This is a genomic window from Streptomyces sp. NPDC007162, from assembly GCF_040634175.1.
GTDB lineage: Bacteria > Actinomycetota > Actinomycetes > Streptomycetales > Streptomycetaceae > Streptomyces.
In genome coordinates, this window is record NZ_JBEYFC010000062.1 from 1 (window position 1) to 16,577 (window position 16,577).

General features: G+C 73.3%; 8 protein-coding genes. All 8 read left to right on the forward strand.

Translation table 11 applies throughout. The annotated features are described in order from the left end of the window. The first annotated feature begins 539 nt into the window (after nt 1-539). The 8 genes from ABZ646_RS10435 (at nt 540) to ABZ646_RS10470 (ending at nt 16,464) form a co-directional block, all read left to right on the forward strand. Nucleotides 540-4,532, forward strand: coding sequence for an FHA domain-containing protein (locus tag ABZ646_RS10435; RefSeq protein ID WP_360515589.1), 3,993 nt, complete (start codon nt 540-542; stop codon nt 4,530-4,532). A 147-nt stretch (nt 4,533-4,679) separates the two neighbouring features. Then, a complete protein-coding gene (locus ABZ646_RS10440; protein ID WP_360515592.1) occupies nt 4,680-6,056 on the forward strand; it encodes an ABC transporter substrate-binding protein in 1,377 nt (458 codons plus the stop codon). Between the two features lie 7 nt (nt 6,057-6,063). Then, entirely contained in the window at nt 6,064-7,407 is a 1,344-nt protein-coding gene (locus ABZ646_RS10445) for a sugar ABC transporter permease (RefSeq protein ID WP_360515595.1), read from the forward strand. Beyond that, nucleotides 7,404-8,243 (forward strand): carbohydrate ABC transporter permease, encoded by an 840-nt coding sequence (locus tag ABZ646_RS10450; RefSeq protein ID WP_360515598.1) that lies wholly within the window; start codon nt 7,404-7,406, stop codon nt 8,241-8,243. The genes ABZ646_RS10445 and ABZ646_RS10450 overlap by 4 nt, the downstream gene beginning before the upstream one ends. A gap of 164 nt (nt 8,244-8,407) precedes the next feature. After that, nucleotides 8,408-10,669 carry a bifunctional glycosyltransferase family 2 protein/CDP-glycerol:glycerophosphate glycerophosphotransferase gene (locus tag ABZ646_RS10455; RefSeq protein ID WP_360515601.1) on the forward strand — a complete coding sequence of 754 codons (2,262 nt, stop codon included), beginning with the start codon at nt 8,408-8,410 and terminating at the stop codon, nt 10,667-10,669. Nucleotides 10,670-10,793: 124 nt separating this feature from the next. Beyond that, entirely contained in the window at nt 10,794-12,989 is a 2,196-nt protein-coding gene (locus ABZ646_RS10460; protein WP_360515604.1) for a bifunctional glycosyltransferase family 2 protein/CDP-glycerol:glycerophosphate glycerophosphotransferase, read from the forward strand. Nucleotides 12,990-12,991: 2 nt separating this feature from the next. Then, complete coding sequence (locus tag ABZ646_RS10465; protein WP_360515607.1) at nt 12,992-15,190, forward strand: CDP-glycerol glycerophosphotransferase family protein; 2,199 nt, start codon at nt 12,992-12,994, stop codon at nt 15,188-15,190. Next, entirely contained in the window at nt 15,187-16,464 is a 1,278-nt protein-coding gene (locus ABZ646_RS10470; protein ID WP_360515610.1) for a hypothetical protein, read from the forward strand. The genes ABZ646_RS10465 and ABZ646_RS10470 overlap by 4 nt, the downstream gene beginning before the upstream one ends. Nucleotides 16,465-16,577: the final 113 nt, after the last annotated feature.

Genomic DNA, 16,577 nt, shown 5'->3' on the forward strand with positions numbered 1-16,577 from the left:
GTTCGTGAGCGGGTCGGCTCACTTGTCGAGTGCCGTCAACGCCTTCTTCACCAGAGCGGCACGATCGGCGGCCGAGGTGACCTGCTCCAAGGAGGTACTTGCTGCCTACCGGCCGCACGTCATGCGCTCCCTGCTGCTTGCTGGTGTGTCCGGGCCTCGTGTGTGTCCGACCCACTGTAGTGCTGTGGTGCCCGGGGCCGGGCTGTCGTCCGGCTCTGCCTTCCCTCGCCCGGTAGGCAGCCGATAAGCGTTCCGGACGTATCCCCATACGTAGGCGTTCCCGTGCGCGTTCGATGGAAAGACGCGTGCTTCGGTCCGTCGGTTGCCGGACCCGGACGTGACCGATCTCAAGTGATCGCACACGCAGTACCGGTCAGGCACTTTTGGGGGCAGAGCCGACCAATCAAGATCACTTACCATCGGGTCGTGGGCGCGTTGTCAGTAGCAGGTGCGAGGATGCGTGCGACAGCAGAACTGGCCGACGTGCTCGTGGCGGTGGGGGGAATTCCGCGCCCGCGCAGAAGGGACCGCTGACGGCGATGCAGATCCGGCTGACCGTCGTAGACCCGTTGGGCCCTGCCGCGCAGCGGGGCCGGGCCGTGAGCCGCGACGTGCTGGTGACGGCGCCGACGGGCACGGATCTGGCCGCGGTGGCCTCCGCGCTGGCTTCGGCGGTCACCGGCGACGGCAGCCTGGGCGGCCGTGAGGCGAGCGGCGCCCCGGTCGTGCTGTACGCGGGGGTCGAGCGGCTGGACGCCCGTCGCCGCATCCTGGGCGAGCCCCCGCTGGTCGACGGCGCCGTGCTGTCCCTGGGCGCCCCCGCCGCTCCCGAGCCGCATCCCGAGCTGGACGACGCCCCCACCCAGCTGCATGTGATCGCGGGTCCCGACGCGGGTGGGGTCCATCTGCTGCACGGCGGTCAGATCACCATCGGCCGCTCCGCCGACGCCGACGTCCCGCTCGACGATCCGGACGTCTCCCGGTTGCACTGCGCGGTGACGGTCGGCTCCGACGGCCGGGTCTCGGTCGCCGACCTGCACTCCACCAACGGCACGGCCCTGGACGGCAGCCGCGTCACCGACCGCCCGGTCCGCCTCACCCCGGGAGCGCTGCTGCGCATCGGGGAATCCGCCCTGCGGCTTACGCCGTCCGGGGGGCCGGGGGCCCGGGTGGGCACCGCCCCGGACGGCGAGGGCTGCGTACGGGTACTGCTCGACGGCGAGGGCGCGGAGGCCGGTGGGGACCCTGTGGACGCCCCCGCCGCCGAGATCACGGGGGGTCCGGCGGGCCGCACTCAGCACTCGTTCGGCACGGCGGGCTGGGGAGCCCCGGGTGGGCCGACGGGGGGCCACGAGCACCGGCCGGCGGATTCGCCGGTCGTCCCGGCGCAGGGGGACGCGCCGCGGATAGAGAGCCGGGAGGGACTCCCGAGGGCCGGCCGGGGAGATGGCGCACCGCAGGACGACTGGGGACGGGGTGTGCCCCGGGGCGAGCGGGGAGGCGGCGCGCAGCAGGGCAGGCCGGGAGGCGGCGCGTCCCGGACCGGACACGGGCACCACGAGTCCGCGGGGGCGTCCGGCGGGGGGCGGCACCACGAGTCCGAGGGGGCGACCGGCGGGGGACGCGGGCACCATGAGCCGCCGTCGGCGTCCGGGGGCGGGCGCGGGGGGCTTCCCGGTCCGCGGGGTGGTGCCACGGGGGTCGACGGCTCCGACAGCTCGTCCGGCGGCGGGATCCACGGTTCCGGTGCCATGTCCGGCGGCGGAAGGCACGGCACCGGCTCCGGCAACGGCACCGGGCCCGGCTCCGGACCCGAGGGACCGTACGGCTCCGGCGACACGCACGCCGGTCGCGCCGGGGTCCTCGGCGGTCCCGGCGGCCGCGACACCGGCACGCACCTCGACGCCCTGAGCTCGGGCGCGGCCCTTGACCGCGACACCCGAGGCACACGCTCGACCCCCGGCCCCGACACCCGTGGCGCACGCACCGCCCCTGGGCCCGACGCCCGGAACACCGGCACCCACCCCGACGCCCGAAGCGCACGCACCGACCCCGCCCCCGGCGCCCGGACCGACAGCCCCGGCCGCATCTCCCCCGACCCGGCGAGCCCCGGTCCGGCCGGGCCGCACCGCCCGCTCCCGCGCCCCGCGTCCCCGACCGGCGAAACCGACGACCCCGCCGCCCCCTCCGGCCGGCGCAAGGGCACCCCCCTGCGCGGTACCGACGCCCCGGCCCTCCCCGGTGCCCGCAGGCGCGGCGGTCTCGGGGCCTGGGCACGGCGGCTGGCCGGCGGTCGCGGTGAGCCGCCGTCCGCCGCCGTCGGCGAGACCCCGGCCGCGGACGGCGGCGCCCCGTCGGCCGACGTCGCCGCCCAGCCGGAGACCTGGCCCGACCCGGCCGCCCTGCTGTTGACCGCGCTCGGCCCCGGCCCCCGCCTCTGGGAGCGCGGCCCCGGTCACCCGGAGGCCCTCACCGTCCGGCTCGGCACGGCGGACCGCCCGGCACCCGACGGCTCCGGACTGCTGCCCGCCGTACCCGTCACCGCCGGTCTGCGCGAGGCCGGCGCCCTCGGCCTCGCGGGCCCGCGAGGCCGCCTCGCCGGGCTCGCCCGCTCGGTGCTGGCCCAGCTCGCCGCCCTGCACTCGCCCGACCTGCTGGAGATCGTGCTGATCAGCGCGGACCGGGCCCGCCCCCTGGAGGAGCGGACGGCCGAGTGGTCCTGGCTCGGCTGGCTGCCGCACGTCCGCCCCGGGCACGGCCAGGACTGCCGGCTGCTGCTGGCGTACGACCGTGAGCAGGCGGCGGCCCGCGTGGAGGAGCTGCTGCGCAGGGTGGAGGACCTCGCCGCCCCCCGCCGCCCGGCCACCCCGTCCGACCGCCCGGCCCTGGCCCCTACGACGGCCGACACTTCCCCCGCCGATGCCGCCCACCGTCCGTCCTGGGCCCGCGACGGCGGCGACCTCGGCGACGGCAGTGGCGGCTTCCCGGGTCCGTACACGGTCGTGGTCGTGGACGGCGATCCGGGTGGTTCGGCGCTGCGGGACGCGGTGGCCCGGCTGGCCGTCGCCGGACCGCGGGCCGGGGTGCACGTGATCTGTCTGGCGGAGACGGCGCCCACCTCCCCCGCCTCCCCGGTCGCCGAGACCTTCGAGCAGGCGTGCGCGGTGGCACCGACGTTCCGCGAGTGCGGGGCGGTGGCCCTGCTCAGCGGGGACGTGGCCACGGCACTGCACCTGGTGCGAGTCTCCGCCGGCCCCGTCGGTCCCGGCACCCTGGCCGCGGTGGACGCGGTCTCGCCCGCCTGGGCGGAGCGGTTCGCGCGGGCGCTGGCCCCGCTCCGTTCCGACGGCCCCGTCCCCGACCGGCACGCGCGCGTGGCCGCCCCGTTGCCCCAGTCCGCGCGGCTCCTGGACGAGTTGGGGCTGGCGCGGGCCACGCCGGCCTCGTTGATGGCCCGGTGGGCGGACGCGGCCGACGACGCCGAGGCGCTGGGCGGCCGGGCCCGGGTGGTGCTCGGCGCGGGGCCGCGGGGTCCGCTCGTCGCCGACCTGGTGGCCGAGGGACCGCATCTGCTGATCGAGGGCCCACCCGGCAGCGGCCGTACGGAGCTGCTGCGGGCACTGGTCGCGTCGCTGGCGGCCGCCGAGCGCCCCGACCGGCTCGGGATCGTGCTGCTCGACGGCCGTGACGGCGTCGGCACGGGCGCCGGGCAGGGCGAGGGTCTGCGGGTGTGCACGGACATACCGCACGTCACCACCCATCTCACCGCCAACGATCCGGTGCGGATGCGGGAGTTGGCGCAGTCGCTGAGCGCCGAGCTGAAGCGGCGGGCCGAGTTGCTGGGCCGCTCCGACTTCGCCGACTGGCATGCGCAGCGGGAGATCTCGGGCCGGATCGTCCCCCAGCGCGGCCGCCCCGCCGCCTCGGGAGCCGCCGACATAGAGGCGCCGCCCAGCTCCACGCTCCGGCTGCGTCCGTCGGCCGGTGCGGCGGCCCGCCGGCAGGCCGAGGCACCGCCCCCGCTGCCCCGTCTGGTGGTCGTGGTCGACGACCTGGACGCCCTGGTCTCCCCCGCGCTCGGTTCGCCGGGCCGCCCGGCCGCGGGTTCCGTGATGCGGGCGCTGGAGGCGGTGGCGAAGGAGGGCGAGCGGCTGGGCGTCCACCTGGTCGCGGCGGCCGGCACGGGCGGCCGTACGGCGGAGACGGAAGCCGCCCGGCAGGCCACCCTGCGCGTCACCCTGGACGCGCCCGCGTCCGGCCCCGACGAACCGGCGCCGGGCCGCGGCCGCCTGGCCACCCCGGACGGCCGCAGTACGGCGTTCCAGGCGGGCCGGGTCACCGGCCGGATCCCCCGCACAGCCACCCAGCGCCCCACGGTGGTCGCCCTCGAATGGCACCGGATGGGTGATCCGCCCGCCCGCCGCCCGGTCCGCGAGCTGGGCAACGGCCCGACGGACCTGGCGCTGCTGGCGAGCGCGGTGGAGCGGGCGGCGAAGGAAGTGTCGGCGGCGCAGGTGCCGTCGCTTCTCTAGGGGCTGTCCGGCGCCGCCGATCACAACGTGATCACGATCCCCCGCGCTGACCTGTAGGCGCCCTTGCCGGGCAGGCGGCCCCCGCGTACACCGGAGCGCACGGGACAGAGTTCTGACGTTCAATGAAGAACGACGAACGGGGAAGTGATGCGCAGTAACAGCAGCACCATCCGGACCGGCAGGGCCGTCACCACACTCGCCGCGCTGATGGCGGGGGCACTCGCGCTCACGGCCTGCGGCGGCAACGACAAGAAGTCCACCGGCGACAACAGCACGTCCGCCACCCCGACGAGCACCCTCAGCCTCCCGAAGCTGGACGGCACGACCCTCGAGGTCGCCGCCGTGTGGACCGGGCAGGAGCAGAAGAACTTCAAGCAGGTGCTCGCCGAGTTCGAGAAGCGCACCGGCGCGAAGGTGACCTTCGTGCCCGCCCAGGACCCGATCATCAACTTCCTCGGGTCGAAGATCGCGGGCGGTCAGCCGCCGGACATCGCGCTGCTGCCGCAGCCGGGCGCGATCAAGCAGGCCGTGCAGAAGGGCTGGGCGAAGCCGCTGAGCGCCGACACGGTCACGGAGGTGCAGAAGAACTACTCGCAGGGCTGGCAGGACATCGGCAAGGTCGGCGGCAAGCAGTACGGCGTCTACTACAAAGCCGCCAACAAGTCGCTGATCTGGTACAACACCAAGGTCTTCGAGAACGCGGGCGCCAAGGAGCCGAAGACCTGGCAGGACCTGCTGACGACGGCGCAGGCGGTGTACGACTCGGGCGTCACCCCGTTCTCGGTGGGCGGCGCGGACGGCTGGACGCTGACCGACTGGTTCGAGAACGTGTATCTCTCGCAGGCCGGTCCCGAGAAGTACGACCAGCTCGCCCAGCACAAGATCAAGTGGACGGATCCGTCCGTGAAGCAGGCGCTGACCACGCTCGCCCAGATCTGGGGCAAGAAGGGGTTCGTGGCGGGCGGCGCGGCCGGTGCGCTGCAGACGGAGTTCCCGGCCTCGGTCACCCAGACCTTCACCGGCGGCGACCAGCCGAAGGCTGGCATGGTCTACGAGGGCGACTTCGTGCAGGTCAACATCGGTGAGACCAAGGCGAAGGTGGGCACGGACGCGAAGGTGTTCCCGTTCCCGGCGGTCGGCTCGACCGCGCCGGTGGTCTCCGGTGGTGACGCGGCCGTCGTCTTCAAGGACTCCAAGGGCGCCCAGGCGCTGGCGAAGTTCCTGGCCTCCCCGGACGCGGCGACGATCCAGGCGAAGCTCGGCGGCTACCTCTCGCCGAACAAGAACGTGGCGGACTCGGCGTACCCGAACGAGGTGCAGCGCAAGATCGCCCAGGCGCTGATCGCCTCCGGTGACGACTTCCGCTTCGACATGTCCGACCAGGCTCCGCAGGCGTTCGGCGGCACCCCGGGCAAGGGCGAGTGGAAGGACCTCCAGGACTTCCTGCAGAACCCGAAGGACGTCGCGGGCACCCAGGCGAAGCTGGAGAAGGACGCGGCGGCCGCCTACGGCAGCGGAAGCTGACCCGGGGATGGCATCGCCCACCGCGGCGGGGGTCGGGCAGACCCCCGCCGCTCCCGGCCGTCGCAAGAGCGTGACCGGCACCCGCAGAACCGTGGCGGTTCTCTTCCTGCTCCCCGCCCTGGTGCTGCTCGGCGCGCTCGTGGTCTACCCGATCGGGTACTCGCTGATCCGCAGCTTCTACAACGCCGACGGAAACGGTTTCGCCGGCTTCGACAACTACAAGGCGATCTTCACGGACGACGGCATCCGCACCGCCCTGAAGAACAACATCATCTGGGTGGTGTTCGCGCCGACCGTCTCCACCGCCCTCGGTCTCGTCTTCGCGGTGCTGACCGAGCGGGTGCGCTGGGGAACGGCGTTCAAGCTGGTCGTCTTCATGCCGATGGCGATCTCGATGCTGGCCGCCGGCATCATCTTCCGGCTGGTCTACGACCAGGACCCGGACAAGGGCGTCGCGAACGCGGTCTGGGTCGGCGTCCATGACACCTTCGCCCGGTCCTCGGCGTTCCCGAACGCCCACCCGGGCCGGGAGTCGCCCCTGAAACCGGATCAGGGCGGCTTCCTCACCACGGCCACCGTGCACACCGGCCAGACCGTCGCCCTGCCCCTGGTCGGCGTCGCGCCCGACCAGATGCCGGGCGGCGCGAAGAGCGCCGTGGCGGCGAAGCCGGACCCCGGGAAGATCACCGGCACCACCTGGCAGGACTTCACCCGCGGCAAGGGCGTCGGCAGACTGGGCGCCCCCGACCCGTCCGAGCTGGGCTACGACGGGATGCGGATCGAGGCGGTGAAGAACGGCACGGTGGTGGCGTCCACGAAGGCCGCCGCCGACGGCACCTTCACCCTGCCCGCCAGCGCCGACGGGGCACGACTGCGCCTGCCCGCGAGCAACTTCAAGCAGCCCTACAACGGCGTCGACTGGCTCGGCCCGTCCCTGGTGACGCCGGCCATCATCGGGTCGTACGTCTGGATGTGGGCGGGCTTCGCGATGGTGCTGATCGCGGCCGGGCTGGCGGGCGTGCCGCGGGAGCTCCTGGAGGCGGCGCGGGTGGACGGGGCGACCGAGTGGCAGGTGTTCCGCAAGGTCACCGTGCCGCTGCTGGCCCCGGTCCTCGCGGTCGTCACCGTCACCCTCATGATCAACGTGCTGAAGGTCTTCGACCTCGTGTACATCATCGCGCCGGGCTCCTCGCAGGACGACGCGAACGTGCTCGCCCTGGAGCTGTACCGCAAGGGCTTCTCGGAGGGCCAGCCGGGCATCGCGAGCGCGATCGCGGTCTTCCTGCTCCTCCTGGTGATTCCGGTGATGTGGTTCAACGTGCGCAGACTGCGGCGGGAGGAGCGGCGATGAGCTGGCTGCTGGAGAAGGTCAACGGCGGGCTGCTGCGCGTCTTCCTGATCGTCGTCGCGCTGTTCTGGCTGGTGCCGACGATCGGGCTGCTGGCGTCGTCGCTGCGCTCCCCGGAGGACATGAGCGCGAACGGCTGGTGGCACGTGTTCAGCAAGCCGTCCCAGCTGACGTTCGACAGCTACCAGAAGCTCCTGGAGAACGGCGACATCACCCACTCCCTCTGGAACACGGTCCTGATCACCGTCCCGGCGACGATCCTGGTCGTGGTCATCGGGGCGCTGGCCGGTTACGCGTTCGCGTGGATGGAGTTCCCGGGCCGGGACTGGTGGTTCCTGATCGTGGTCAGCCTGCTGGTGGTGCCGGTCCAGGTGGCGCTGATCCCGATCGCCGAACTCTTCGGCAAGATCGGGCTGTTCGGCACGATCTTCGGCGTGATCCTGTTCCACGTCGGCTTCGGCCTGCCGTTCGCGGTGTTCCTGCTGCGCAACTTCTTCGCGGAGATCCCGCGCGAGCTGCTGGAGGCGGCCCGCCTGGACGGCGCCGGTGAACTGCGCCTGTTCACGCGGGTGGTGATGCCGCTCGGCGGGCCGGCCATCGCGAGCCTCGGCATCTTCCAGTTCCTGTGGGTGTGGAACGACATGCTGGTCGCGCTGGTGTTCACCAAGTCCGGCACCCAGCCGATCACGGTCGCGCTGCAGACCCAGGTGCGCCAGTTCGGCAACAACGTCGACGTGCTGGCACCCGGCGCGTTCATCTCGATGGTCATCCCGCTGGCCGTGTTCTTCGCGTTCCAGCGGCAGTTCGTGACCGGGGTGATGGCGGGCGCGGTCAAGTAGCCGCGCCAGAGGTACCAGAGGTCTTCGAAGAGGGCGGGCCGGTCACCGGCCCGCCCTCTTCGGCTCACCGAACGTCACCCACATGACGCAGGGAACCGTAACCAAATCACTCCATCGGCCGTTCCCGGGCAGAACGCCCGCGCCGACCGACCCATGGATGTCCCTTGCCCAGGTTCAGTGTCATTGTCCCCGCGTACAAGGTCCAGGCGTATCTGCACGAGTGCCTGGACTCGGTGCTCTCGCAGTCGTACCCCGATCTGGAACTGATCGCCGTCGACGACCGCTCCCCGGACGCCTGCGGCACGATCATCGACGAGTACGCGGCCCGGGACGCGCGGGTCCGGCCGGTGCACCTGGCGGAGAACCAGGGTCTGGGCGGCGCCCGCAACGCGGGCATGGCGCAGGCGCGCGGCGACTACCTGGTCTTCCTGGACGGCGACGACACCCTCACCCCGGACGCGCTGCGGGCGGTCGCCGACCGGGTCAAGGAGACGGGTGAGCCGGACGTTCTGGTGTACGACTACGCGCGGACCTTCTGGACGGGCCGGGCGGAACGCAACAAGCTCGCCGCGCAGCTGACCGAACAGGGCCCGGCGCCCTTCCGGCTGGAGGACCGGCCGGGGCTGCTCCGGGTGCTGATGGTGGCCTGGAACAAGGCGTACCGGCGGGAGTTCGTCGAGGAGCACGGCTTCACCTTCCCGCCGGGATACTACGAGGACACCCCCTGGACCTACCCGGTCCTGATGGCCGCCGGGTCGCTCGCGACCCTGGACCGGGTGTGCGTGCACTACCGGCAGCGACGGCAGGGCAGCATCCTCGGCACCACCAGCCGCAGGCACTTCGACATCTTCGACCAGTACGACCGAGTCTTCGCGTTCCTCGACGAGCGGCCCGAACTGGCCCACTGGCGGCCGGTGCTGTTCCGCCGGATGGTCGACCACTTCTCGACGGTGTTCACAAAGAAGGATCGGCTGCCCCGCGGCACCCGCGCCGAGTTCCTGCGCAACGCCCGCGCCCACTGCCGTCGTTACCGGACCAGGGGCGGCCCGGTTCCCTGGCGCACCCGGCTCCGGCACGCCCTCGTCCACCACGGCATGCACCGCACCTACCGCGCCCTCCAGCTGGCGCTGTGGGCCCGCCGCCGGGCGCTGAAAGCCGGCGTCAAGTCCGCCCGCGGGGTGCGCTCGGCCCTGCTCCAGCTGCACTACCGGGTCCAGCTGCGGCTTCCGTTGCGGGCCGACCGGGCCGTCTTCGCCGCCTACTGGAACCGCGGCCACGGCTGCAACCCGGGCGCGCTGGAGGCGGCGTTCCGCACCCACGCCCCGCACATCCGGACCGCCTGGATCGCCCGCCCCGAGCACCAGCACACGATCCCGCCGGGCCCGCGCCGGCTGCGCCCGGGCAGCCTCGGCTACTGGACGGCGCTGGCCCGCTCCACGTACCTGGTCAACAACGTCAACTTCGACCGGCGGCTGCGCAAGCGCCCCGGCCAGGTGTTCGTGCAGACCCAGCACGGCACCCCGCTCAAGCACATGGGCCTCGATCTCCAGGAACACCCCGCGGCCGCCGCCGGCATGGACTTCGAGGAACTCCTGCGGGGCGTCGACAAGTGGGACTACGTGCTGTCCGCGAACCGCCACACCACCCTGACCTGGGAACGCGTCTACCCCGGCGGCTACACCACCCTCGAATACGGCTACCCGCGCAACGACGTCTTCCAGCAGGCCACCTCGGCCGACGTCAGCCGCATCCGCGAGTCCCTCGGTGTCCCCGAGGACACGGTCGCCCTCCTGTACGCGCCCACCCACCGCGACTACCGGCGCACCCAGCGCGCCGACCTGGACCTCGACCGGATCGTGCGCCGCCTCGGCCCGCGGTTCGTGATCCTGGCCCGCGCCCACTACTGGCACGGCGGCCCCCTCGCGACGGGCTCCAGGGTGATCGACGTCAGCGACCACCCATCCGTGGAGTCCCTCTGCCTGGCCTCGGACGCGCTGATCACGGACTACTCCTCGATCATGTTCGACTACGCCAACCTGGACCGCCCGATCGTCGTGCACACCGCGGACTGGGACGCCTACCACGCGGCCCGCGGCACCTACTTCGACCTGCGCTCCAGCCCGCCCGGCGCGGTCGCCCGCACCGAGGACGAGCTGATCGACATCTTCGCCACCGGGCACTGGTGCGGCTCCCGCTCCGCCCAGCTGCGCGCCGACTTCCGGGACCGGTTCTGCCGGTACGACGACGGACGCGCCGCCGAACGGGTCGTACGGCACGTGGTGCTCGGCGAGCCGGCGGGGCTGCCGGAGATCGTCCCGCCGGCCGAGCGGCACCCGGTGCCGTCGGCCGCCTCGGGGTTCGCCCAGTCCCCGCTGGCCACCGTTCCGCAACCTTCCGGCCATCTGCCCGTCACCGAGAGCCGCTGAACGCCGTTTGCCTCGCAGGGAGTTCCCTCATGCCCCCGAACACCTCGCGGCCCACTCCGTCCCGGCCTTCCACCTGGCGGCCGGCGGGGCGACCGGGCCGCTTGCACACCTGAGAAAGAGCAGCATGCCCCGCTTCAGCATCATCGTCCCGTCCCACGGGGTCGCCGGCCGGCTGTCCCAGGCGCTGGACTCGGTCCTCTCCCAGTCCTTCGGCGACCTGGAGCTGATCCCGGTCTGCGACGGTCCCGACGCCCCGGCCGCCTTGGTCACCGCCGGTTACGCCGACCGGGACTCCCGGGTGGTCCCGGTGCACTCACCGCCGTCCGCCGGGCTGAGCGGGGCCCGCAACACCGGCGTGCGGGCGGCGAGCGGCACGTACCTGCTGTTCCTCGACGGCGACGACGTGCTGGTGCCGGGCGCGCTGGCGCTGCTCGACGCACGGCTCACCGCCACCGGTGACGTGGACGTCCTGTACTTCGAGCACGAGCGGACGCCGTGGTGGGAGGGTGAGCCGACCAACCCGGCGGCGCCGCTGCTGGCGTCCGCCCCGCCGGGCCCGTGCACACCGGAGCAGGCGCCGGAGCTGACCGGGGTGGCGCTGCCGGCCTGGAGCGCGGCCTACCGCCGGGCGTTCGTCGCGGACCGGCGGCTGGTGTTCCCCGCCGGCCACTTCACGGACGTCGGCTGGGGCGGCCTGACCACCGTCGCCGCCGGCCGGGTCGCCGCGCTGCGGGCGGTGGTCGTACGGCACCGGCTGCGCCGGCAGGGCAGTCGGCTGAATCTGCCGGGACCGCACCAGCGGGACCTCCTGGACCAGGTGGAACTGGTCCTCCAGCGGGCCGCGGGACTGCCGGACGACCGGGCGCGGGTGCTGTTCGAGCAGGTTTTCGGGCTGGTGCTGAGGACGGCCGCGCGGCCGGAGCGGATGCCGTCCGGGCACCGGGCCTTCTTCCGCCGGGCCGGGCGGCTGCACCGCGCCCACCGGCCCGGCGGGTTCCGGATGCCGGGCGGCAGCGTGGGGGTGCAGCACCGGCTCCTCGCGGCGGGGGCGTACACGGCGTTCCGGGCACTGCGCGGGGTCAACCGGGTGGTGGCCGGGGCCGCCGGGCGGCTGCCCCGGCCGCGCATGCCGCTCACCCGGCTGCGCTACGCCCTCGAACTGCGCCGGCCGCTGGATCCGAACCTCGCCGTGTACTGCGCGTACTGGGGGCGCGGTTACGTCTGCAACCCGGCCGCGATCCACGCCGTGGCCCGCGCACTCGCCCCACGGATCCACTCGGTGTTCCTGGTGGAGGCCGGTCAGGAGCACACCCTGCCGAAGGACGTCGACCACGCGGTGATCGGCAGCCGCCGCTACTGGCAGGTGCTGGCCCGCGCCAAGTACCTGATCAACAACGCCAACTTCGCCGAAGGGGTCGTCAAACGGCCTGGCAGCGTCCACCTCCAGACGCAGCACGGCACCCCGCTGAAGAAGATGGGCGTCGACCAGTCGACGTACCCGGTGGTCGCCGCGCGCAGCGGAAGCTTCACCAGACTGCTCGGCCGCGTAGACCGCTGGGACTTCAACCTCTCCGCCAACCGTCACTCCACGCAGACGTGGGAGCGCGCCTTCCCGGGCTCGTACCAGGCGCTGGAGTACGGCTATCCGCGCAACGACGTCTACTACACGGCGTCCGCCCACGACGTGATCCGGATCCGGCGCCGGCTCGGCGTCCCGGACGGCAGCACGGCCGTGCTGTACGCGCCGACCCACCGCGACCACCACACCGGCTTCGAACCCGGCCTGGACCTGGAGGCGTTCTGCGAGGCGGCCGGCGAGGACGTGGTGGTCCTGCTGCGCGCCCACTACTTCTACGACCGGGGGCGTCTGTCCAGGCGCACCGGCCGGGTCATCGACGTCACCGGGCACCGCTCCGCCGAGGACGTGTGCCTGGCCGCGGACGCGCTGATCACCGACTACTCGTCCATCATGTTCGACTACGCCAACCTCGACCGGCCGATCGTGGTCTACGCCGACGACTGGGAGGTCTACCGGGGGACCCGGGGCGTCTACTTCGACCTGATGGCCGAGCCGCCCGGGCCGGTCGCCCGCACCCCGGAGGAACTGGCCCGGATCTTCCGCGACGGTTCCTGGCGGGGCGCGGAGTCCAAGGAACTGCGGTCCGCGTTCCGCCAGCGGTTCTGCCAGTTCGACGACGGCCTGGCCGCCGAGCGGGTCGTACGGCGGGTGCTGCTGGGTCAGCCGCCGGAGTCGATCCCGGCGGTGATCCCGCTGGCGGAACGCCTGCCCGCACCGTCCGCGACCCTCGTCAGGAGCTGACCGTGCCCCGATTCAGTCTGATCGTCCCCTGTTACAAGGTGCAGGGCTTTCTCCGTGAGTGCCTCGACTCGGTCCTCGAGCAGTCCTTCCACGACATCGAGGTGATCGCCGTGGACGACCGCTCCCCGGACGGCTGCGGTGCCATCCTCGACGAGTACGCGGCCCGCGACCCGCGCGTGCGGGTGCTGCACCTGCCGGAGAACGTCGGCCTCGGCCGCGCCCGCAACGCCGGACTGCCCTACGCCACCGGTGACTTCCTCTTCTTCCTGGACAGCGACGACACCCTCACCCCGGGCGCGCTGCGGGCGATCGCCGACCGGCTCGCGGAGACCGGCGACCCGGACGTGCTGGTCTTCGACTACGCCCGCACGTACTGGTGGGGCGGCACCCGGCGCAACGCCCTCGCCGACCTCCTCGGCGCCCGGCCGGACACCTTCACGGCCGCCGAACACCCGGAGATCCTGGACCTGTTGATGGTCGTCTGGAACAAGGTCTACCGGCGGGACTTCGTCGAGGAGAACGGCTTCCGGTTCCCACCGGGCTACTACGAGGACACCCCGTGGACCTTCCCGGTCATGCTCAGCGCGGACCGGATCGCCACCCTCGACCGGATCTGCCTGAACTACCGCCAGCGCCGCCAGGGGAACATCCTCTCCACCACCAGCCGCAAGCACTTCGACGTCCACGACCAGTACAAACGGGTCTTCGCGTTCGTCGACTCCCGTCCGGACCTGGCCGGCTGGCGGCCCTGTCTGCACCGGAAGATGGGCGAGCACTGCCTGGACATCCTGGCCAAGCCGGACCGGCTGCCGCCCGCTGCCCGGGGCGAGTTCTTCCGGCGCACGGCCGAGCTGTACCGGGCGTTCCGGCCGGAGGGGCAGGAGGGGGCCGACCTGGGTGTCCTGGGCGGTTCGTACCCGGCGTACCGGCTGCGGCACCAGGCGGAGCGGGCCGGCCGGGAGGGCGGACGGCAGGCGCTGCGGGTACGGCGGGCGGCGGGCGTCCGGGCACGGCGTGCGCTCACCGGACTGCGCGCCCTGCGGCCGCTGGACGAGAACCTGGTCCTGTACTCGGCGTCCTCGCACCGGGGCGTGCTGGGCGACCCGGCGGCCGTGTACCGCGCGGCCCGGAAGTTCGCGCCCGGCCTGCGTGGCGTGTGGGTGGTGAAGGACGAGGAGGCGGCGGCCGGGCTGCCCGCCGGGGTGGAGCACGTGCTGCTCGACTCCCCGGAGTACCTGCGGCTGACCGCCCGCGCGAAGTTCTTCGTCAACGACGTCAACTGGCCCGGCGCACTGGTGAAGCGGCCCGGGAGTGTGCACGTCCACACCCACCGGGGCACCCCGCTCAAGTACCTGGGCGCCGACCTGCTGGGCAAGCCCGGCGCCCGGCTCGGTTTCGACGTACCGCAGATGCTGCGCCGGGCCGACCGCTGGGACCACAGCCTGGTCGCCAACCGCCACTCGGAGCTGGTCTGGGAGCGGGCCTACCCCTGTCACTTCGCGTCGGCGCGCACCGGCAGCCCGCGCAACGACGTACTGGTCCGGGGGCACGCCGGCGACTTCCGGGAGCGGTACGGCATTCCGGCCGACCACACCGTCGTGCTCTACGCCCCGACCCGCCGCGACTACGTCAGGGGCGGGCACGTGGACCGGATCGACCTGACGGGGTTCGCGGCCGACCTCGGCCCCGGCCACACCCTGGTGGTCCGGCTGCATCCGGCCCTGGCGGCCGGCCCGGCCCGCGGTCTCGGCCTGGCCGAGCTGCACCGGCGCGGGATCGTGGTCGACGCGACCTGCGAACCGCACGCCGAGGAGGTCATGCTCGCCTCGGACGTGCTCGTCACCGACTACTCCTCCCTCATGTTCGACTACGCCAACCTCGACCGGCCGATCGTCGTGCACGCCGACGACTGGGCCACGTTCACCGCGAGCCGGGGCGCCTATCTCGACATCACCGCCGAGGCACCCGGCCATGTCTCGCACTCCTACCGGGAGCTGGCCTGGCTGTTCGCCTCGGGCAGCTGGCGGGACGAGGAGTCGGCGCGGCTGCGGGCCGACTTCCGGTCCCGGTTCTGCGAGTTCGACGACGGACGGGCCGCCGAGCGGGTCGTACGGACGCTGCTGCTGGGTGAGTCGATGCCGCCGGCCGGTGCCCGGGTGCCGGAACCGGCGGCGGGCCACGATCTGCTGGCGGCGACATGAGACCGCGTACCTGGGTGCTGGTGCTGGCCGTCGTGTTCGCGGTGCTGCAACTCGCCGACGTCACCGGCCGGGACACCCCCGACTCCAAGAACTACGTGTCGTACGCGCTGACCCTCGGCGGAGCGAGCCGGCGGGAGGCGGCGGCGGAGACGGTCGACTGGGTGTGCGCCGGGCGGGCGTCGGGGGCGGAGCGCGCGCGACGCGTGGACGTGCTGCGCTTCCATGCGCCGAGTCCGGCGAGGAAGGTGTACGCCTCCTGCCGGTCCGGCGAACTCCGTCGTGTGGAGCGGAGGCTGAAAGCGGGCGGCGACCAGACGGACGGGCACGTGGTGCCGTTCGTGGGCCCCCGGCTGCGGGCGATCTTCGAGGTACGGCCCGGTTATCCGGTGTTCCTGCTGCCGTTCGTCACCGTGTTCGGGGTGACCTGGGGAGTGTGGCTGGCGAGTGTGCTGGTCACGGCCATGGGCGGGGTGCTGGTCTTCCTGGTGCTGCGGACGCTGTCCGTCCCGGTGCCGCTCGCGCTGACCGGTCAGGCCCTGTACTACGTCCTGCCGGTCGGTACGACCGCGATGCGGCCGATGACCGAGGGCCTGATGCTGGCGCTGACCCTGACGGCGGTGTGGGGCTGTGCGCTGGCCCTGACCGGGCGGGCGCGGGCGGGCGCGGCGCTGGTGGCGGGCGCGCTGCTCGCCCTGTTCGCCGTGAAGCACTCGCAGGCGCTGTTCCTCGGGGTGTGCCTGGCCGGGGCGGGCGCGGCGGTCGCGCTGTGGCGCCGACGGCACGGCCGGGCGCCGGGGCGCGGGGTGCCGGCGGTCGCGGCCGCCGGGTGCCTGGCGGTCGCCGGCACCCTGCTCCTCGCCCGGCTGCTGCACTATCCCTCCGAGGCGGAGAGCATGCAGGACCTGCTGACCAACCACTACGCCCACCCCGACCGGGTCCACCCCTGGGGGGAGTTCCTGCACCTGGAGGGGAACTTCTGGGTGGAGTGGCTGCGCCGGCAGGCGATGGAGCCGTTGTTCGCGGCGGCGCTGGCGGCCGGGGCGTGGGGGGCGCGGCGGCGGCCGGCGTTCGGGGTCTTCCTGCTGGCGGCGGCGGGCACCGGGATCCTCACCCAGGCCGCGCATCCGGACATCACCGTCTGGGGCGACCGGCTGATCGTGCTGGCCTGGCTGCTGCCGGTGGTGGGGGTGCCGCTGCTGCTGGAGCCACTGGCGCACCGGCTGCCGGCGGTGCCCGCGCAGGGGGCACCGAGGACGGTCGGCGTCACCCGGTGAGTGAACGAGGGGCGGGTCGAGGACAGTCGGCGTCACCCGGTGAGGTGAGCGGCGAAGGTCTTTCGGCGGCTCACTCGATGAGGTGACGGGCGGCACAGCGGGCGCGGCGAGCG